This is a genomic window from Marivita sp., from assembly GCF_017643905.1.
GTDB lineage: Bacteria > Pseudomonadota > Alphaproteobacteria > Rhodobacterales > Rhodobacteraceae > Marivita.
Window position 1 is genome coordinate 1 of record NZ_JAEPMO010000086.1, and the last position, 19,961, is coordinate 19,961.

19 protein-coding genes are annotated in these 19,961 nt (G+C 59.2%); 17 read left to right on the forward strand and 2 right to left on the reverse strand.

The window, feature by feature from the left end; all coding sequences use genetic code 11:
• From JJ869_RS14220 to JJ869_RS14230, 3 genes are all read left to right on the forward strand, one after another.
• On the forward strand, positions 1–703 hold a 703-nt coding region (locus JJ869_RS14220), incomplete at its 5' end, for a GMC family oxidoreductase N-terminal domain-containing protein (protein WP_292268062.1).
• 13 nt (positions 704–716) lie between these two features.
• Positions 717–929: a hypothetical protein gene (locus JJ869_RS14225; protein ID WP_292268064.1), complete on the forward strand. Its 213-nt coding sequence runs from the start codon at positions 717–719 to the stop codon at positions 927–929.
• A 39-nt stretch (positions 930–968) separates the two neighbouring features.
• On the forward strand, positions 969–1,400 hold the full coding sequence (locus tag JJ869_RS14230) for a GMC oxidoreductase (RefSeq protein ID WP_292268067.1): 432 nt from the start codon (positions 969–971) through the stop codon (positions 1,398–1,400).
• Positions 1,401–1,544: 144 nt separating this feature from the next.
• On the opposite strand, the gene JJ869_RS14235 is transcribed toward JJ869_RS14230, so the two are convergent.
• Entirely contained in the window at positions 1,545–2,429 is an 885-nt protein-coding gene (locus tag JJ869_RS14235) for a GTP-binding protein (RefSeq protein ID WP_292268068.1), read from the reverse strand.
• Positions 2,426–4,051 carry an amidohydrolase gene (locus JJ869_RS14240; protein WP_292268069.1) on the reverse strand — a complete coding sequence of 542 codons (1,626 nt, stop codon included), beginning with the start codon at positions 4,049–4,051 and terminating at the stop codon, positions 2,426–2,428. The genes JJ869_RS14235 and JJ869_RS14240 overlap by 4 nt, the downstream gene beginning before the upstream one ends.
• A gap of 207 nt (positions 4,052–4,258) precedes the next feature.
• On the opposite strand from JJ869_RS14240, the gene JJ869_RS14245 reads away from it, so the two are divergent.
• The 14 genes from JJ869_RS14245 to JJ869_RS14310 all read left to right on the forward strand — a co-directional run.
• Entirely contained in the window at positions 4,259–5,251 is a 993-nt protein-coding gene (locus JJ869_RS14245; RefSeq protein WP_292268070.1) for a TRAP transporter substrate-binding protein, read from the forward strand.
• Between the two features lie 56 nt (positions 5,252–5,307).
• A complete protein-coding gene (locus JJ869_RS14250) occupies positions 5,308–5,841 on the forward strand; it encodes a TRAP transporter small permease (protein ID WP_292268071.1) in 534 nt (177 codons plus the stop codon).
• Positions 5,838–7,133, forward strand: a complete 1,296-nt coding sequence (locus JJ869_RS14255) for a TRAP transporter large permease (RefSeq protein ID WP_292268072.1) — start codon at positions 5,838–5,840, stop codon at positions 7,131–7,133. The genes JJ869_RS14250 and JJ869_RS14255 overlap by 4 nt, the downstream gene beginning before the upstream one ends.
• 4 nt (positions 7,134–7,137) lie before the next feature.
• Entirely contained in the window at positions 7,138–8,742 is a 1,605-nt protein-coding gene (locus JJ869_RS14260) for an amidohydrolase family protein (RefSeq protein ID WP_292268073.1), read from the forward strand.
• A 406-nt stretch (positions 8,743–9,148) separates the two neighbouring features.
• Complete coding sequence (locus tag JJ869_RS14265) at positions 9,149–10,105, forward strand: sugar-binding transcriptional regulator (RefSeq protein WP_292268074.1); 957 nt, start codon at positions 9,149–9,151, stop codon at positions 10,103–10,105.
• Between the two features lie 29 nt (positions 10,106–10,134).
• Positions 10,135–11,580, forward strand: a complete 1,446-nt coding sequence (locus JJ869_RS14270) for an extracellular solute-binding protein (protein WP_292268075.1) — start codon at positions 10,135–10,137, stop codon at positions 11,578–11,580.
• A gap of 143 nt (positions 11,581–11,723) precedes the next feature.
• The gene (locus JJ869_RS14275; RefSeq protein ID WP_292268076.1) at positions 11,724–12,647 is read left to right on the forward strand and encodes a sugar ABC transporter permease; all 924 of its coding nucleotides are present in this window, start codon (positions 11,724–11,726) and stop codon (positions 12,645–12,647) included.
• 10 nt (positions 12,648–12,657) lie between these two features.
• Positions 12,658–13,515 carry a carbohydrate ABC transporter permease gene (locus JJ869_RS14280; protein ID WP_292268077.1) on the forward strand — a complete coding sequence of 286 codons (858 nt, stop codon included), beginning with the start codon at positions 12,658–12,660 and terminating at the stop codon, positions 13,513–13,515.
• Positions 13,516–13,518: 3 nt separating this feature from the next.
• Positions 13,519–14,637: an ABC transporter ATP-binding protein gene (locus JJ869_RS14285; protein WP_292268078.1), complete on the forward strand. Its 1,119-nt coding sequence runs from the start codon at positions 13,519–13,521 to the stop codon at positions 14,635–14,637.
• On the forward strand, positions 14,634–15,755 hold the full coding sequence (locus JJ869_RS14290) for an ABC transporter ATP-binding protein (protein WP_292268079.1): 1,122 nt from the start codon (positions 14,634–14,636) through the stop codon (positions 15,753–15,755). The genes JJ869_RS14285 and JJ869_RS14290 overlap by 4 nt, the downstream gene beginning before the upstream one ends.
• On the forward strand, positions 15,752–17,320 hold the full coding sequence (locus tag JJ869_RS14295; RefSeq protein ID WP_292268080.1) for an FGGY-family carbohydrate kinase: 1,569 nt from the start codon (positions 15,752–15,754) through the stop codon (positions 17,318–17,320). Before JJ869_RS14290 ends, JJ869_RS14295 begins: the two co-directional genes overlap by 4 nt.
• Complete coding sequence (locus tag JJ869_RS14300; protein WP_292268081.1) at positions 17,313–18,353, forward strand: 2-hydroxyacid dehydrogenase; 1,041 nt, start codon at positions 17,313–17,315, stop codon at positions 18,351–18,353. The genes JJ869_RS14295 and JJ869_RS14300 overlap by 8 nt, the downstream gene beginning before the upstream one ends.
• A 4-nt stretch (positions 18,354–18,357) precedes the next feature.
• The gene (locus tag JJ869_RS14305) at positions 18,358–19,011 is read left to right on the forward strand and encodes a class II aldolase/adducin family protein (protein ID WP_292268082.1); all 654 of its coding nucleotides are present in this window, start codon (positions 18,358–18,360) and stop codon (positions 19,009–19,011) included.
• Positions 19,008–19,961, forward strand: a 954-nt coding sequence (locus JJ869_RS14310; RefSeq protein WP_292268083.1) for a glycerol-3-phosphate dehydrogenase, incomplete at its 3' end; no start/stop codon positions are given. The genes JJ869_RS14305 and JJ869_RS14310, both read left to right, overlap by 4 nt.

A 19,961-nucleotide genomic window follows, 5' to 3' on the forward strand; every position in this document is an offset into this window, starting at 1 on the left:
AGTTCTGAACCCGCTCATGTGGGGCACCAACATCCGCTCCGAGCGGGACTGGAATTACAGCGCCGAGCCCTCGGATGCGGTCAATGGCCGTTCGCTGATCCTACCGATGGGCAAGGTCGTGGGCGGCGGTTCCTCGATCAACGTGATGATCTGCGCACGTGGTCACAAGAATGACTTCGGCTTCTGGGCGGACGAGACCGGCGACGAGAACTGGAACTACGCCAATGTACTCGAGATCTACAAGCGGATCGAGGATTGGCAGCGTCCTGCAGATGCAGCGCGCCGGGGCAGCGGCGGGCGGGTCTTCGTTCAGGAAGTGCAGAACCCCAACCCGATCGCGCCCGCATTCTTGCAGGCCTGTGAAAGTGTCGGCATCCCGGCCTATGCCGATATGAACGGCGAACTGATGGAAGGCGAGGGCGGCGCGGCACTGGCCAATGTACGGATCAAGGATGGGATGCGCCGCAACATTCCGTCGGACTACCTGTGGGAAACGCTGGCGCGGCCCAATACCACCCTTTTGACCGGCGCACTGGTGCATCGCCTGACGATGGACGGGACGCGCGTCACGGGGGTGACCTTCGAGAAGGATGGTGAGGTTCACAGCGTCATGGCGGACAGCCGGGTCATTCTTTCGGCGGGCGCAATCAACACGCCGAAGATCCTGATGCAATCGGGTCTGCCCGGCGGAGCATCTGCGTGAACATGGGGTCGTGGTGCGCCATGACCTGCCCGGTGTTGGACAGAACTTCCAGGATCACATCCTAGCGTTAGGCTGCGTCTGGGAATATGTCACACCGCTGCCGCCGCAGAATTCGGCCGCCGAGGCGACGTTCTTCTGGAAATCCGACAGCGCGCTGGACACCCCGGATCTGCAACCCTTCCAGATCGAGATGCCCTACGCCTCCGAGGTGCATGGCTCCACCTAAGATATCCCTGCGGGGACCTGGACCATCGCACCCGGCATCGTGCGCCCGGTTTCGCGCGGAGAGGTCAGGCTGACCGGTGCTGATGTTGGTGATGCGGTTGCGATTGATGGTGCATTCCTGCGTGAAGAAGCGGATTTGGTGGCACTCGAACGTTGCATCGAGCTGTGCCGCGAGATCGGTAATTCCGCTGCATTGTCGGAATTCGTCAAGCGCGAAGTGATGCCCGGACCGATCTCGGGATCGGAGTTGCGAGAATTCGCACGCAACGCCGCGGGCACCTATTTCCACCAAAGCTGCACCTGCAAGATGGGCCGCGACGAGATGTCCGTTGTGGATGGCCGATTGGCCGTTCACGGGATCGAGGGGCTTTCCATCGCCGATGCCTCGGTCATGCCCAGAGTCGCGACAGGCAACACGATGGCATCAACAGTGGTGATCGGGGAACGCATGGCCGATATCTTGTTGGCCTGAACCGGGGGCAACGGCCGGGATCGGGGCAGATTTTTCGGAAATTCGCTCCGCTATCAGTGCCTTGGGCGACGACCTTCAGCCCAGAGCTGTCTGACGTTTGCCGCTTGGGTAATTGTCGCGTCAACCACCAGCTCGGTTCGCGCTTCAGGTCTCAAGGGTCCTCACCGAAGACCACCAGGCCTCGACCTCATTCAGGTCAACGCGGCTGCGAGGACCGATGCCGACAAGCGCGGGCAAATCCGAGGCAGTGGTCCGGGTGATGTCGATGTTCTGACCGACGACTTGCACGACCCACGCGCCGCCAGCGCTGTCGACAATTGTGCCTTTCACACGGAAAAGGCCGGATGGTCGGTGGGTCAGTGCTTTGTGCAATGCTGCCTTGTCTATGCCAGTGACCTCTTGGCTGACCCATGCCGTGTAGTCGGGATGCTGGGTGACGCTGTCGGTCAAAGTCGCCGGTGCCAGGTCTGACAACACAAGGTTCAAGACGGCAGCGCTGTTCGGGTCTCGCAGAATGGGCGCATGTGTGAGTTCGGCCAAACCTGCCTCTAATGCGTGTGGCACCTGTTTTGTGATGACCACAAGATCCGCCCGCGAGACTTGGTTGCGCACCTGCGGGCCGATCAGGGGGTCGTTGGACAAGCCGTCGAAAGCCTCGCCATCGACCAGCGTCACGATCCCGGCGTAGCGCATGTCGGGCTCAGCGCGGGCCGCGTTGGCGATGCGTGCGGGGTCTGCAACGCCACTGGCCTCGACGATGAGATGGTCGGGGCGCGGGCGGCGGTCCAGCGCGTCGCCGAGCGCAAGAAACAGGTCCGATCCCATGGTGCAGCACACGCAGCCATTGGTCAGGGCTATGGTGTCCTCGTCTTTCGAGGCTAGCAATGCTGCGTCGATGTTGATGGCACCGAAATCATTGACGAGGATCATCAGCTTCAATCCATGATCTGCGGCCAGAAACTGATTGATGAATGTGGTTTTTCCGGCGCCAAGGTAGCCTGAAATCACGGTCATCGGCAGCGGGGTCATAGCAGTGTCGCCCGACCGCCAAAAACCGTTCCAAGAACGGGGATGTCTTTCAGAGTGGTGGGGTCTACCTCAAGCGGGTTTGACCCGAGAATGGCAAAATCGGCACGTTTTCCGACAGAGATCGAGCCGATCTCGCCGTCCAGTTTCAGGGTTTTTGCCGCGCCCATCGTGATGGCATAAAGCGCCTCTGGCACTGAGATACGCTGCGATGCACCCAGCACTTTGCCGGTCATCGTCTGACGGTTGACGGCGCACCATGCGGTGAACAGCGGGCCCATCGGGGTAACGGGCGCGTCCGAATGTATACCGACCGTCAGACCCGCATCCAGGGCGGAGCGCACGGCATCCATGCGGTTTGCCCGATCTCTGCCAATGGTCAATTCGACGTGCTGATCGCCGAAGTACCAAAGATGGTTGGCGAAGAGATTGACTGAAATGCCGAGGTCGGCACAGCGCTTGAATTGCGCATCATCCATCATCTGCCCGTGTTGCAGCACATGCCCGTGGTCGGGCCAAGACGCTTGGCGCATTGCGGCGGCCAAGGCATCAATCACCAGTTCGGACGCCTCATCCCCATTGACATGGATGTGCATCTGCACCCCAGCGGCATGGAGCGCGGCACAGGTCGCATAGATCTGCTCAGGGGCCATGTTCCAGATGCCATTTGGTTGTCCACCAACATAACCGGGCCATTTGACCCGCGCGGTCCATCCCTGGATCGAGCCGTCGGTCATCAGCTTGACCGCGCCAAGACGGACCTTGTTGGTGGATTTCGCCTTCAGTCCCAAGGCGCGTGTTGCGAGGGTTGCAGGATCACCGCTGGCGGCAAGCGCGGGCACGATGCGCAATGGAAAATCGGTCTCGCCGGTGACGGAAAACATTACGTCGAGGTCTTCGTCCTCAAGCTGAGAAAACAGGTCAGTCACCGTCGTGACACCCGCCCGAGTGGCCACCTTTGCATAGGACCGGATTGCGCTTTGCTTTTGTGACAAGGCACGAAAGTCGATCCCCAACCGCCGCATGATCGGGAACATCGCGGCCATTTCCTGCAACTCGCCAGTTGGCGCGCCATCGGAACCTTTGACAACGCCTTCCACGTTGGTCGCCTCGGAATAGCCAACCAAGTCAAGCGCGGCGGAATTCACGCACATCAAGTGGAAGTTCGAAAACAGGATGGCGATGGGCCGTTCGGTCGAGACCCTGTCAAGATGGGCGCGGCTGAGGCGTTCATCCCGCAGAAAGATCGGGTCGAACCCCCAACCGATCAGCGGTGCACCCGGCGTGAGAGTGGCTTCGATCTCGGACAGACGCGCAGCGACATCCTCAAGCGAGGACAACCCGGTCCAAAGGCGACCTTCGGGGTCGATCCGGTCGTGATAACCGGTATAGGCAAACTCCCAGATCGCGCCCGCCATCATATGTGCGTGGCCTTCCACAAAGCCCGGCATCAGCACTGCATCGCAAAGTGACGAGTCCTGCGTCACGGCCCCCCATTGGTCGGCGCAGGTCGCATCGCCGATGGCCAGAATGCGCCCATCGCGCACCGCGACATGGGTGGCGCTGGGCATTGTAGGGTCCATGGTCAGGATCGTTTTTGCTTGAAAAACAGTGATGTCAGACATGGGACCCCTCGCGTTTGCTGCCCAAGGCGTAACGCAGAAACCCCGGCGCGCAAATCGTTTTGCGCCACAAGGCCGGGGCAAACCAGATCAGCAAAGCGCCTTCCAGTGCGATGAAAGGACCCGGCTTTTTGCAATTCGGCCTAGGCAGATTCAGATCGCCATGCCAAGTTGAGAGAAAAAACCAGTTGGACAACAAGGAGAATGAACATGGGACTTCACACAAGAACACTGGGCGCGGTCGTGGCGCTGGCAATGTCGACCGCGGCGGTTTCGGCGCAGGACATCACGATGAACGTGGGCTTCGGCGCCCCTGAAGATTCGCTCTATGGCCGCTTTGGCGCGATCTTCGAGGAACTGGCCGAGCAATACACCAACGGCGCGGTTGATGTCCGCTTGCGCTGCTGCAATCAGGTCGCAACCGAAGACGAAGGCTTCCGCGCCATGCAGTTGGGCACGGTTGACGGCTTCTTCATCACCGCCAACAACGTCTCGCCGCACTGGCCGCTGATGGATGTGACCGTGCTGCCCTATATCTTCCAGAACACCGATCACCTTGCGCGCGTGGTGGATGGGGAAGTGGGCGATTTCATCAAATCGCAGCTTTTGGAAGACACCGGTGTGCATCTTCTGAGCTTTGGCCCGGCGCTCTACCGTGATTTCTACAACTCGGTCCGCCCGGTGAACACGATGGCGGATATGCAGGGTTTGAAAATCCGCACACCAAACAATGCCGTGATGCTCCAGACATTCGAGGCGTTCGGAGCGATTCCTGTGCCGCTTGCGTGGTCGGAAACCCCAACCGCGTTGCAGACCGGCACGGTGGATGGCGGTGACAATGGCACATCCTTCATTCGCGACATGAGCTTTTACGAATTCATGCCGAACCTCGTCATTCTTGAGCACTTCGTATCGATGGCACCGCTCTTTGCGTCGTCGAGCTTCATGGACCGTCTGAGCGATGAACAGCGCGAACAAATCATGCGCGCCGCCATTGATGCGGGAAACAAGTTCAGCGAAGAGGTGCGCACCGAAACCGAAGAAGTCCGCCAGTGGCTTGCCACTGAAGGCGGCATGACCCGCACTGACCCGGATCGCGCAGACTTTATCGCAGCCGCCCAAAAGGTTCAGCAGGCCGTCGCAGCCGAGCGTGGGGAAGAGTTTGTCGCACTCGTCAACATGATCAACGCCGCAGCGCAATAAGCACCAAAGGCGAGAGCCGAAACAGGCTCTCGCCCAATACCAACTGGGGGCAGGTCATGGCCGTTCTGCGATGGCTCGAAAAACACTTTGAAGAGGCGTTGTGCTGCATTGCGCTGGCCGTCATCGCGGTGGCAGTGATCTCGCAGGTTCTGGCGCGCTACGTGTTCGAAGTGGCCCTGCACTGGACCGAAGAAACCGCCGCGATCTGCATGGTCTGGGCGGTTTATCTGGGCGCGTCACTGTGCGTCCGCGAACGGTTCCACATTCGTATTCTGGTGGCGGTTCAAGCTCTGCCCACGCGCATGGGCCGCTATACGATCTATATGGCAGACCTCGCCTGGGCCGCCTTCAGCATCATCATGATCCGGGTCAGTTGGGAGTACCTCACCGTACTTTGGAAATTCCCTTCGCGCAGCCCGAGCCTCGGGATCAACGAGTTCTACCCGCAGACCATTCTGGTGATCGGCTACAGCCTGATGCTGGCCCGGCTGATCCAGACTTATGTATTGTGGTATCGCGACGGGGCGCATGGGCTGCCCGGAATGCTGGTTGAAGATGGTGATGCTTCGGACGAGGAGCATTTGTTTTGAACGAGTTGACTATCCTCGCGATCGCGTTTGTCGTTCTGACGCTGATCGGTGTGCCGTTGTTTGCCGCAGTGGGTCTGACCACGGCCTTGGCGCTGTTCCTGATCGACATCCCATACACGCTCTTGGCGCAGACAGGGTATAACAGCCTCACGCCGTTTCCGCTGCTGACCATTCCATTGTTCGTGCTGGCCGGGCGTTTGATGGAAACCGGCGGTATGGCAACCCGCATGATCGGCATCGCCACCAAGCTGGTCGGTGCGTATCGCGGGTCGATGGGGCTGGTGACGGTGTTCGCCTGCATGCTTTTCGGCGCGTTGTCCGGGTCTGGCCCGGCGACGACGGCTGCGATCGGATCGGCCACTGTCCCAGCGATGAAGAAAGAGGGCTATGACGTGCCCTTCGCCGCTGCCATCACGGCAAGCGCGGGCGCGCTGGGCAGTCTGATCCCGCCATCGAACCTGATGATCATCTATGGTCTGGTCTCGGAAACCTCGATCCCGCGCCTGTTTCTGGCGGGGATCATCCCCGGCTTCATCGTGACGACGCTTCTGATGATGACCACCTACCTCATCGCCCGTCGTCGCGGATATGGCGGCGGTGGCGATCCGTTCACATGGGGCCCGTTTCTCAAAGCCGCGTGGGAGGGCAAATGGTCCATCGGCGCGCCAGTGCTGATCCTGGGCGGCATCTACGGTGGCATCTTCACCCCAACCGAAGCGGCTGGCGTTGCCGTGTTCTACGCGCTGTTCGTCGGTCTGTTTATCTACCGCGAACTTACCCTGCGCAAAGTGCTTGAGGCGTTGCGCTTCACCGCTTTGCTGACAGGCATCCTGATCCTGCTGACACCAACGCTTGCCTTTGGTCAGTTGACCGCGTTCTACGATGTGCCCGCCGCCGTGCAGGCCGGCATCACGTCGATCACCACCAGCCCGTTTCTTGTCCTGATCCTGATCGGTATTTTCTACATCTTCATCGGCACCTTCATGGAAAGCCTCGCGCAGATCGTGCTTTTCACAGCCGTGTTCCTGCCGCTGGTGGTGTCGCTGGGCATCGACCCGGTGCTGTTTGGCATCTTCACCGTGATCACCTGCGAGATCGGCTTCCTGACACCGCCTTTGGGCGCAAACCTGACCATCGCTTCACGCATCTCGAAAATTTCCCTCGAACGGATCTCGGTCGCGGTGCTGCCGTTCATCGGGGCCTATATCGTTGGCTTGATCATACTGATCCTGTTCCCGGACTTAACCCTGTTCCTGCCCAACTGGGTCTATGGACCCGCATCCGTGAGGTAGCCCCATGTTCGATCTGATCCTGAAAGGTGGAGAGGTGTTCGACGGCACCGGAGCGGCTGGCAAAATCACGGATGTCGGCATCAAGGACGGCATGATCACCGAGGTCGGAGAGATCAACAACGACACCGGAGCCAAGGTGATCGACGTGTCTGGCCTTGCCGTCGCTCCGGGGTTCATCGACATGCACACGCACTCGGACTTTACCCTGATTGCCGATGGTCGGGCCGAAAGTCAGGTGCATCAGGGTGTGACAACCGAGGTGATCGGCCAATGCGGCATTTCCTGTGCGCCGGTCTGTTCGCATGATGCCATCCGGCAGGTCTCGCCCTGGTTTACGGAAAAGGCCAAGCATCCCAAATGGCTGGGATTTGGTGAGTATCTAGACGTTCTGGATGACACCGATCTTGGCGTGAACGTGGTGGCCTTTGTCGGCCACGGCACCATTCACCGTGCAATTCTGGGCGGCGAATTGCACGCGGGAGAGCCCGACGATGTGGCGAAGATGGCCAAGCTTGTTGATCAATGCATGGAGGAAGGGGCAGGAGGCTTTTCATCGGGCCTTGAATATTTCCCCGGCATTCTGGCGGCCCCGGACCACCTTGTCCCGATGGTGGAAGTGGCCGCGAAATACGGCAGGCTATACGCCACTCATGTGCGCAACCGCGACACCGAATATGATCTGGGGTTCACCGAAGCGATGAGCACGGCGCGCCAAGCGGGCGCGCGGCTTCAGATCAGCCACATACAGCCGAAATTCGGCGCACCACGCCACGCCATGGAACACACGCTCGAGATGATCGACATCGCACGCACCCATGATGGCGACATCGCGTTCGACGTGATCCCGCATGATTGGAACCATACGCTGATGGCGGCGATCCTGCCGAAATGGGCGCAGGCGGGTGGCATAGATGACGTGCTGAAACGGCTGGCCGACCCAGAGGCACGCGAACGGATCAAGGCCAACCCAAAACCAATGTGGCTGATCGTCAAAGCGCGGCAATGGAAAGACATCATCCTGCTGAACGCCACGGAAAACAAAGACCTTGTCGGCGCAAGCTTTGACGAAATTGGCCGCATGCGTGGCGTTGATCCTTACGACGCGGTTCTCGATATCCTGCTTGAGGAGGGCGAGAACATGATGGCCACGATGTGGTCTTCAAAGAGCTTTCTGAACACGGATATCGACCTTTGCCTGCAGCAGCCGGAATGCGCCGTGATCTCGGACACCGTCGCCATCGCCAATGACGGCATCCTGAGCGATCATATCGGCTCGCTCAGCGGCTACGGCTGGGCGGCCCGGTTCCTGCAACATTACGTCCGGGACAGGGGCATTCTGACCCTTGCGCAGGGCATCGCCAAGATCACCGGTATCCCGGCGGACCGGCTGGGATTGAAGGACAGGGGCAAGTTGAAAAAAGGCTATCATGCCGACATCTGTGTATTTGACCCTGCTGCCATTTCCAGCAATGCCACGGCGCGGCATCCCCGTCGCTATGCCTCGGGCATCGCGCATGTGTTGGTGAACGGCAGCCTGTCCATGCACAACGGGCAACGCACGGCAAACAATACAGGCGTCGTCCTGCGCGATTTCCAGCAGGTCGGATGAGACCACTGCACATATGACGTTTGTTTCCCGCAAGCGGAGCACTGTCCGCTGAGCAGGGCTCTGGTTTGACGCTGGATTGAGGCTGTTCCCCAGTTCGTTACTGGTGTGCGGTGTGCGCCGGATTTCCTGCAGTTTTGCGTTTGCGGGCTTCGATAGTCCGAATCCAAATCCTTTTTTTTTGCCATCCAGAGGTTTCGCGGTCGCAGCATTCTGCGCGCGCCCCGCATGCCGTTCCGGATTCAAGAATGGAGAAAGCGATGCAAGTCCGCAGGTTGGCCGAGTTGCTGCGGCGCGGCTAGGGATAATGTTGACAGGTCAGATGCAAAGTGCAAAATTTTACAGGTAGTGGAAAAAAATTCGCCAAGCGGGGCTAGCCGAAACGCGTGGCGCCACACACGGGGGGAACATGGCGCTCACGCCCGAAAAGACAGCGATGGAGGCAAGCCTTTCGGTGCGGGCAGCATGGCTGCATTACGTCGGAGGTTTGACGCAAGCAGCCGTTGCCAAGCGGCTTGGCGTTCCTTCGGTAAAGGCGCACCGGCTGATCGCACGCGCGGTACAGGACGGGTTGGTCAAGGTCTCGATCGAGGGCGACATTGCCGAATGCATCGAGCTGGAAAACGCGATGGCGGCCAAGTACGGGCTGGAAACATGTGAAATCGCGCCGGATCTTGGCGAAGAGGGGTTGCCTCTGCGTACGCTTAGTCAAGCCGGGGCGTCTTTCATCAAGCGTGAGATCGACAACGGATCCCGTATCTGTATCGGTATCGGGCATGGTCGAACATTGGCGGCTTCGGTCGAACAGATGAGCCGCTGCGACGGGAAGAATGTGAAGTTCGTCTCGCTTCTTGGTGGCCTGACGCGGAATTACTCGGCAACGCCGCATGATGTTATGGCCCGGCTTACGGAAAAAACCGGGGCGGCGGCCTATGTCATGCCGGTGCCATTCTTCGCCAACTCGGTCGAAGACCGCGAAGTGCTGCTGAACCAGCGGGGTGTTTCGAAGGTTTTCGAAATGGCGGCCAATTCGGACCTGAAGATCGTGAGTATCGGCACGACCGAATCCAGCGCGTCGCTGGTGTCGTCGGGGATGCTCGAGATGGAAGAGATCAAGGACGTCGTTGCCAAAGGCGGTGTCGGCGAATTGCTGGGTCATTTCTTCGATGCTGCTGGCCAGCCGATACGAACCAGACTGACCGAGCGCACCATGTCTGCGGGGCTGAATGGGCGCGATGGGAATGAAATTGTCGCTATCGCCGGCGGCATGGAGAAGGTCGGCGCGATCCGATCTGTTTTGATGAACGGCTGCTTGAGTGGCCTCATCACCGACGAGCGCACGGCCCGTGCGCTCTTGAAAGACTAACAAGAATGGAAACCAAGGGAGGAAACCATATGTACGATAAGGAAAACAAACTGATAGACAGTTTCACGGCTGGAAAAATTAGCCGTCGTGAACTGCTTCGTGGCCTCGGGGCAATGGGTCTTTCGACGTCGGTCGCGGCTGTTTTGGTCAACGCTTCGGCCACTCGGGCATTGGCGCAGAACGGGTTCAACTGGAAGGCACATGAAGGCACCACCGTGCGTCTGTTGCTCAACCAGCACCCGTACACCGATGCATTGATCGCCAACCTCGAAAACTTCAAGGCACTCACCGGTATGAACGTCGAATATGACGTGTTCCCGGAGGATGTTTACTTCGACAAGGTGACCGCAACGCTGTCCTCGGGGTCCAGCGAATACGACGCCTTCATGACCGGTGCCTACATGACATGGACTTACGGTCCTGCGGGCTGGGTCGAGGATCTGAACGAATGGATCATGGACGACACCAAGACAAACCCGGACTACAACTGGGAAGACGTACTTGAGGGCGTTCGCAAGTCCTGTGCCTGGAGCGGTGTACCCGGAGCGGCCATTGGGTCGGATGATGCCAAGCAGTGGTGCATCCCGATGGCCTACGAGCAAAACAACCTGACCTACAACAAGCGCATCTTCGACGCCAACGGTCTGTCAGTGCCGACGAACATCGACGAGTTGCTGGATACTGCCGCGGCGGCGAAAGCCGTGATGGGCGGCGGATACGGCATCGGTGTCCGGGGCTCGCGCAGCTGGGCAACGATCCATCCGGGTTTCCTGTCCGGCTATGCCAACTTCGGCCAAACTGACCTCACCGTTGGCAGTGACGGCATGCTCTCGGCGGCCATGAACACGGCTGTCTCCAAGGAATACCATGCAAAATGGGTCAAGATGATCCAGGACAGTGGCGCGCCCGACTGGTCAACGCACACATGGTATCAGGTCGGCACCGACGTCGGCGCAGGCAAGTCCGCCATGATGTTCGACGCCGACATCCTTGGCTACTTCATGAACGGTGGCGACAATGCCGAAGCGGGCAACCTTGCCTTCAGTGGGTTTGCCGCCAATCCGGAAGCTTCGGCAGCAACGCCGAATATCTGGATTTGGTCCATGTCCATGTCCCGCTTCTCGCAGAACAAGGACGCCACATGGTACTTTATGCAGTGGGTCACAGGCCCGGAGCATGATCTGTTTGGCGCGCGTGAAATGGACCTCGTGAACCCTGCACGTTCTTCGGTCTGGGCTGATGAGATGTTCCGCAACAAACTGTCGGCATCCTATCCCGGTTACGTTGAAATGCACGATGCTTCGGCCCCCGGAGCCTCGATCAAGTTCACGCCACAGCCGCTGTTCTTCGACCTGACCACCGAGTGGGCGGAAGCGATGCAGAAGATGGTGGCAAACGAGATCCCGGTCGACGAGGGTCTCGATATGCTGGCGGAATCCGTTAACAGGCAGCTGGCAGAAGCCGGTCTGCACTAGAGGTTCGCCCAAGCGACCGGGCCCGCCTGCCTCTCAGGCAGAGTGGGCGGGCCCACCTTCAGCCACCCGTTATCCATCCCCAAGGCCCGTCAATCTTGAACGCCCGGCGTTGTCCGGTTTCAGGAACCCGAGAGAGTTATCCCATGTCAGATGCGACCCACAGCGGCTTTCCCAAGCGTCGCTTCAAGGTAAGCCGGCGGATGCTGCCTTATGTGCTGAGCCTTCCGGCGCTGCTGGTTTGTATCGGCATCCTGATCCCTTTCGTTACGGCGGTCTTGTATTCGCTGCAGCGCTATCGGCTGTCGCAGCCTTGGGCGCGCAAGTGGAATTGGGGTGAAAACTATTGGAATTTCCTAAGCGACGATTCCTTCTGGAACACGCTGAAAGTCTCGATGACCTACGCCTTTACAACAGTGGGCATCGAATTGCTGTTGGGGCTGGGGATCGCGCTTCTTTTGCAGAAGCGGACAAAATTCAACAACTTCGTGTCGATCATGCTTTTGATGCCACTGATGACGGCACCCGCGCTTGCGGCTTTGATGTGGAAGCTGATGACTAACCCGGGCTTTGGCATCCTTTCCTATTTCGCGGGGCTTCTGGGCTTTGAGGACTTCAACTGGGCGTCTGATCCGCAAACCGCTATGTTGACGGTCGTGATTGTGGACGTCTGGGTCTACACGCCTTTCATCATGATTCTATTGCTGGCCGGTCTGCGGTCCCTTCCGCAGCAGCCATTCGAGGCGGCTGCTTTGGATGGCGTGCCGCGCTGGTTCGTATTCTACCGCATCACACTGCCGATGCTGACGCCCTTCCTGCTGACCGCGGTGCTGTTCCGCATGATCGAAAGCATCCAGCAATTCGACATCATCTATGCGATGACCCAAGGAGGTCCGGGCGATGCTTTGACCGTGTTCCAGGTCGAAGCCTATCTAAACTTCTTCCAATCGACGAATGTGGGCCGGTCTGCGGCACTGATGATGATCCTGTGGGCCATCACCTATTTCCTGTCGAACATCTTCATCAAGAACTGGCTGCGCCTGCGCGAGCGGCAGCGCGGCGAAGCATAGGGGCGCGGTCATGAACACCATCTCTCCCTTTGAGACTGTCCTGCGCGGCATCGCGATCACCCTCGTGATCCTGTTCTTCATGTTCCCGATTTTCTGGATCGTGCTGATGTCGTTTCAGACCAATGCGACCATCCTTCAGGTGCCACCATCGATCTTCTTTGAGCCTACCTTACAGAACTATCGAGGGCTGATCACCGGCCAGCTTGTCACGGACACCAGTTCGCTCGAAATCAGGTTCATGAGCAACCTCTTTAACTCGCTGTTCCTGTCGACAGCGTCTGTTGCCGTAGGGCTGATGCTGGGTGTGCCTGCGGCCTATGCCTTTGCGCGCCTTAAATTCCGGGGCTCGGAGGATATTGCCTTTACCCTGCTGTCGTTTCGATTTGCACCGCCCTTGCTGGTGCTTTTGCCGTTGACCATCTATTTTCAGCAGCTTGGCCTGGCCAATACCTATGGCGGATTGATCTGGGTGTACCAGCTGATCGTCTTGCCGCTGATCCTTTGGATCGTGCGCGGCTATTTCGAGGATATTCCGGCCGACATTGAATATGCCTACCGTATCGCCGGACATCGGTGGTGGACGACGTTCAGAAAGATCGCCCTGCCACTGGCCGGACCGGGGATCGCTGCCGCCGCCCTCTTGGCCTTTATCTTTGCGTGGAACAACTTTGTCTTTGCTCTGGTGCTGGCCTCCGCGGACAAACAGCCGGTCACGGTTGGGGCGCTCGCCTTCATCACGGCGTCTGGCGTGCAATATGGACAGATCGCTGCGGGGATCATTCTTTCGATTGCACCCACTTTCGCCCTTGCCCTTTATGCACAACGCTACCTTGTCGAAGGCCTGAGTCTTGGCGCGGTGAAAGGATAGACCATGACTTTGGCGCTTGAGAAGATAGTCAAGGCTTTCAAAAAGGATGTCGTACTCGACGGGGTCAGCCTGTCGGTGGGCCGCGGCGAAACATTGGTGCTCTTCGGACCTTCGGGCGCGGGTAAGACCGTTTTGCTGCGCTTGATTGCCGGTGTGATCGAGCCGGATGCGGGAACGATCATGATCAAGGGGCGCGACATGGAAGGGGTCGAACCGGAAGATCGCGGGATCGGCATGGCCTTCCAGAATTTTGCGTTGTTTCCCCATATGGATGCGACCGAAAACATCGCAGCCCCTCTGACTGCGAGGAACATGAACAAGACGGCGATCACAGAAACAGTCGGCAAGATCGCTCGGATGCTGAAGATCGACCACGTTTTGCATCACAAGCCCAAGGAGTTGTCCAACGGTCAGAAGCAGCGCACGGCCTTGGCCCGCGCTTTGGCGGGGGAGCCGGATATTCTTTTGCTCGACGATCCGTTGCGAAATGTGGATGCAAAGCTGCGCTTCGAGATGCGTCTGGAGTTGCCGCGGTTGCTCAAGGATCAGAACGCCACGGTGATCTATGTCACGCAGGATTACAAAGAAGCAATGGCGCTGGGTGACCGGATCGCGGTGATGAATGCGCGTGGAATTGAACAAACCGGCACCCCGGAAGAGATTTATCTGACCCCGGCCAATATAGAGATCGCCCGGCTGTTCGGAGATCCGGTGATCAACCTGTTGGATGTTTCGCCTGTGCAGGTTGAGGGGGGCGTATTCATTACGCTGTCTGGTGTGCCCGTGAATATTGATGCGGGCTATTCTGATATGGTCGGACGCGATTGCATCATTGGCATTCGCCCGGAGGCAATCCGCTTTGTCGAGGAAGGTTCGGCCGAAGCGATCCCCCTCACGATCGAAGCAGAGACACCGCTCAATGAAAAGACCGTGACGCTGGGACTGACGCAAAATGGACGCGAGATCATGGTGTCGCGACCTGCGGGCACGCCCGGGCCCTCACAGGGCACAGGGTATATCGTTATCGATGCGAACCATATTCACCTCTTTGACCGCGCCACCGGCAAACGCATCGTCCCGGTAAAGACACAGGCGGCTGGATCACAAGGAGTGGCGCCATGACCGTCTTGCTGAAACTGTCGGGCGTCGACAAATTCTACGGCCCTGTCAACAAGGGCGTTCATGCCGTTCAAAATATCAATATGGACGTGATGAAGGGCGAGATCATTGCCCTTCTGGGATCGTCCGGCTGCGGCAAAACCTCGACGCTGCGGATGATCGCGGGGTTCGAGGAAACCAGCCGAGGCACGATTACGCTGGCAGGCCGCGAGGTGCAGGCATTGCCACCTGTGCGGCGCAATGTGGCGATGGCCTTTGAGGGCTACTCTCTCTATCCGACTGTGACCGTGGGCGAGAACATCGCCTTCGCGCTCAAGGCCGCCAGACTCCCGACTGCCGAGGTGGAGGCAAAGGTCAGGGAAGTGACCGAAATGCTGGAAATCACCGACATCCTGGATCGCTACCCTACGTCCGTGTCGGGGGGGCAGCAGCAGCGGGCTTCTTTGGCACGGGCGCTGATCCGGGACGCGGATTTGCACCTTCTGGATGAACCCATGGGCCAGCTGGAGCCGCAATTGCGCACGCTCCTGCGGGGGCGTATCAAGCATTACATCAAGGAACGTGGGTTGACCGCCATCCTTGTGACCCATGACCAGACCGAAGCCAATGCCCTGGCCGACCGGATCGCAGTGATGGAGGGTGGTGTCTTGCAACAATTCGCAACGCCGCAAACCATCAAGGAGGCGCCTGCCAATCTGTTCACAGGCACTTTTGTGGGCGAGCCCCCGATGAATGTCTTTGCCGCTGAAGCAAGCGACCGCGACGGACAACTGCAGCTTGACCTGGGAGACGGGCTGCACCTGACCTATGCCGCCGATGCCTTCGCCCCGGACGTGCGTGCCACGCTTCTTGCGCGCAAGCAGATAATGCTGGGCGTACGCCCATATGCGGTGCACCGCGACACGCATGGCGCTCGGGCGCAGGTGATCGCGAACCAATGGCTCGGGGATCAAAGCCATATCGCGGCAACGTTTGCTCAGGGCACGATTGTCCTCGTCGAGCATGATCGCGCAGACGTCGCGGTGGGGGATGCCATCCACGTGCGCCTCGCTCCGGAAGACCTGCATGTCTTCGACAAGGACACCGGTACTGCCCTGAGCCATGGAGCACAGATGGCATGACAGGTCAGGGGCGTGATATACTGATCGGGATCGACGCGGGCACTTCGGTGATCAAGTCGGTTGCCTTCCTGCTGGACGGCACCCAGGTTGCGATGGCTTCCGTACCAAATCGTTACACGAGCCGTGCAGACGGTGCGGCGTTCCAGTCGCAGTCGAAGACATGGGCGGATTGTGCTCAGACTCTCCGGGATCTGGCCGACAAGGTGCCGGGTCTTGCCGCGCGAACCGCAGCCCTTGCGGTGACTGGGCAAGGGGATGGCACATGGCTTGTGGGCAAGGACAATCAGCCTGTGACGGATGGCTGGCTTTGGTTGGATGCACGCAGTTCCGCCACGGCGATACGGCTGCGGCAGTCGGAACCCCGCGCGCGTTTCGAAAGCACAGGAACCGCGTTGAACGCCTGTCAGATGGGGGTGCAGCTGGCCCACATGGATACAACACAGCCTGACATGTTGGACGCAGCCGAGGTGGCCCTACATTGCAAGGACTGTCTGTATCTCAACCTGACAGGCGTGCGCGCGACAGATCCATCGGAAGCGAATTTCACGTTCGGAAACTACCGTACTCGGACTTACAATGACACCGTGGTTGCCAGTCTCGGGCTGGAGCACAGGCGCGCGCTGTTACCCGAGATTGTCGACGGCGCGGGCCAAACCCACGGCCTCACCGCCGAAGCGGCACGACAGACCGGCCTTCGGGAAGGCACACCCGTGTCACTTGCGTATGTCGATGTGGTTTGCACCGGGTTGGGCGCTGGGCTGTATACGCCAGAGGCGGCGACTGGCTGCACGATCGTTGGATCGACGGGCATGCACATGCGCGCAGCGCCGGCGGATCAGGTCAAACTGAGCGCAGAGCCTTCGGGGTATATCATGGTGTTGCCGGTGCCGGGGATGGTCGCGCAGATTCAGACCAACATGGCCTCGACCTTGAATATCGACTGGCTGCTGGGGCTTGGCGCAGACCTGATAACTGAAATGGGCGGCACGGTCAGTCACTCCGATCTGGTTGCCCGGATCGAAGACTGGTTGGCGCGCACGCCGCCGGGCGAGGTGATCTACCATCCATATATCTCGGAAGCCGGCGAGCGCGGGCCCTTTATTGACACCAATGCCCGTGCCGGGTTTGCAGGGCTTGGCTCAAAGCATGGCTTTGCCGATCTTCTGCGCGCGGTGATCGAGGGTTTGGGCTATGCGGGGCGCGATTGCTATGACGCGATGGGCGGGGTGCCAAGCGAGGTGCGTCTGACCGGAGGGGCGGCACGCTCGACCGCGTTGCGCAAAATCCTGTCGGCTGCGTTGAACGCATCGGTGCGGACCGCGTCACGCGAAGAAGCGGGGGCTGCCGGTGCCGCCATGACCGCTGCAGTCGCCATCGGGGCCTATGCGGATATGAACGACTGCATCGCCGATTGGGTGCAGCCCTTGCTGGGGCCGTCCGAAGCCCCGGATCCGGCGCTTGCGGCGCGCTACGATGCCTTGTTCCCGTCGTACCGCAACATGCGAAGAGATGCCGGTCCGATCTGGGCGACGCTGGCCGCGATCAAGGAGACACACTATGCCTAAGTCGGTAGCGATCATTGGGGATCTCTTCATGCTGCCCGAGGCCTTTGAACAGGCTTTGGTCGCGGCGTGTGGAGACGAGGTGACCATTCGCATCCGCAAGGACAACTGGCCGGATGAACCCATGGAGCATGGCTATGCCGTCGAAGGCATGGATGGTCTGAAAGAATACTTTGGAACTGCTGATGATGTTGTGGATTTTGTCGGGGATGCGGAAATTCTGGTGACGCATCTCGCGCCATTGTCGCGTGGCATGTTCGAGCGGATGCCCAACCTCAAGCTGGTTGCGGTCTCACGTGGCGGGCCTGTGAATGTGGACATGGCCGCGGCGGCAGACCATGGCGTGACGGTCGTCAATACACCGGGTCGGAACTCTACCGCAGTGGCGGAATTCACGCTTGGCGCCATCCTATCCGAGACTCGCAAGATCCGCGAAGGCCACGAGTCGCTTCGGCAGGGGATATGGCGCGGCGATCTTTACCGGGCCGATATAACCGGTCGTGAACTGAACGAGATGACCGTGGGCGTCATTGGTTACGGCAATATCGGCACCAAGGTGGTGAAACTGCTACGAGCCTTTGGGACAAGAGTGCTTGTCTGCGATCCTTATGTTCAACTTGACCCGGAAGATGCAATGGCCGGGGTCGAGCACGTTTCGCTGGAACGGCTGCTGGGCGAAGCCGATGTTGTCACCTTGCATGCGCGCGTTACGGATGAAACCCGGAACATGATGAATGCAGAGGCTTTCAAGGCGATGAAGAAGGATGCCTTGTTCGTGAATACGGCGCGTGGGCCAATGTGCAATTATGACGATCTCTATCAGGCGCTGGTGGACGGTGAAATCGGCAGCGCCATGCTCGAGACCTTCGGGATCGAACCGGTCCCAGTCGACTGGCCGCTTCTGCAACTGCCCAATGTGACGCTGACCCCGCATATCGCTGGTGCCTCGGTACGAACGGTGACGTTCGCCGCTGAACAAGCCGCAGAAGAGGTGCGCCGTTACATTGCAGGCGAACCCGCGCGCAACCCGTGCTGATCTGATGGGACACCGCGAGGACATAATTGCAGCCTGCAAGGCGCTGGAGGCGGATGGCCTGAATCGGGGCGCATCTGGCAATGTGTCGGTGCGCGATGGTGATCAAATGCTCATCACCCCATCCGCCGTTGGCTATGACGTGATTGCGCCCGAGATGATTGCCAGAATGTCGCTGGCCGATGACAGCGGCGCATGGGAGGGGCCGAACAAACCGTCGTCCGAATGGCGCTTTCACCGTGACATCTTGCGTGCGCGGCCTGACTTCAATGCCGTGGTTCATACCCACGCACCTTATGCGACCATCCTTGCCATCGCGCGCAAGCCGATCCCTGCGGTCCATTACATGATTGCGGCCTTCGGTGGTCCGGACATTCGGGTATGCGACTATGCCCGCTACGGGACGGCTGAACTGTCAGCCCATATTCTGGTAGCGATGGACGGGCGCAATGGTTGTCTGATGGCCAACCACGGCATGGTTGTTGGCGCAAGCGACCTGACACGTGCGCTATGGCTGGCAGGGGAACTCGAAGCGCTGGCGCATCAATATGTCCATACACTTGCAATTGGCGGACCGGTGCTGCTCAGCGATGCTGAGATCGAGGAGACCGCACGCGGTTTCGCAAGCTACGGTGTGCAGTCGAAGGACAGTACGGAATGAGCGAAACGGTTGACGTTTTCATCATCGGTGGCGGCATCAATGGCGCGGGCATTGCTCGTGACGCTGCAGGCCGGGGGTTGAACGTCGTGCTCTGCGAAAAGGACGATCTGGCGCAGGGAACCTCGTCGCGGTCTGGCAAGCTGGTTCACGGCGGATTGCGTTACCTTGAGTATTACGAATTTCGGCTAGTGCGCGAGGCGCTGATCGAGCGGGAAGTGTTGCTCAACGCGGCACCGCATATCATCTGGCCAATGCGCTTTGTACTGCCCCATTCTCCGGATGACCGCCCTGCGTGGTTGGTACGACTGGGATTGTTTTTATACGACAATCTGGGAGGGCGGAAAAAACTGCCAGGCACGCGGGTTCTGGATTTGCGCCGCGATCCTGAAGGCGCGGCGCTCAAGGACGGGTATACCAAAGGGTTCGAGTATTCGGACTGTTGGGTCGATGACAGCCGTCTTGTGGTTCTGAATGCGGTGGATGCCGCCCAGAACGGCGCGCAGATCCTGACCCGTACGGCCTGCACCTCTGCCCGGCGCAACGGAGCGACATGGGACATCACTGTTCAGGGCCCTGAAGGACAAAGAGCGTTTTCTGCCCGTACTTTGGTCAATGCGGCAGGGCCGTGGGTGACGGATGTCATTGGCAGGGTCGCTGGCACCAACAGCAAACGTGGTGTGCGGCTGGTCAAGGGATCGCACATTGTCACACCGAAATTCTGGGAGGGGCCACAGGCCTATCTGGTGCAGAACACGGACAAGCGTGTCATCTTCATCAACCCTTACGAAGGCGACAAGGCTCTGATCGGCACCACAGACATTGCCTATGACGGCGCGCCCGAAGCCGTGACGGTGGACCAGAGCGAGGTTGATTATTTGCTTGCTGCCGTAAACCGCTATTTCCGGCAGGAACTTACCCAAAAAGATGTGGTGCAAAGCTTTTCAGGCGTG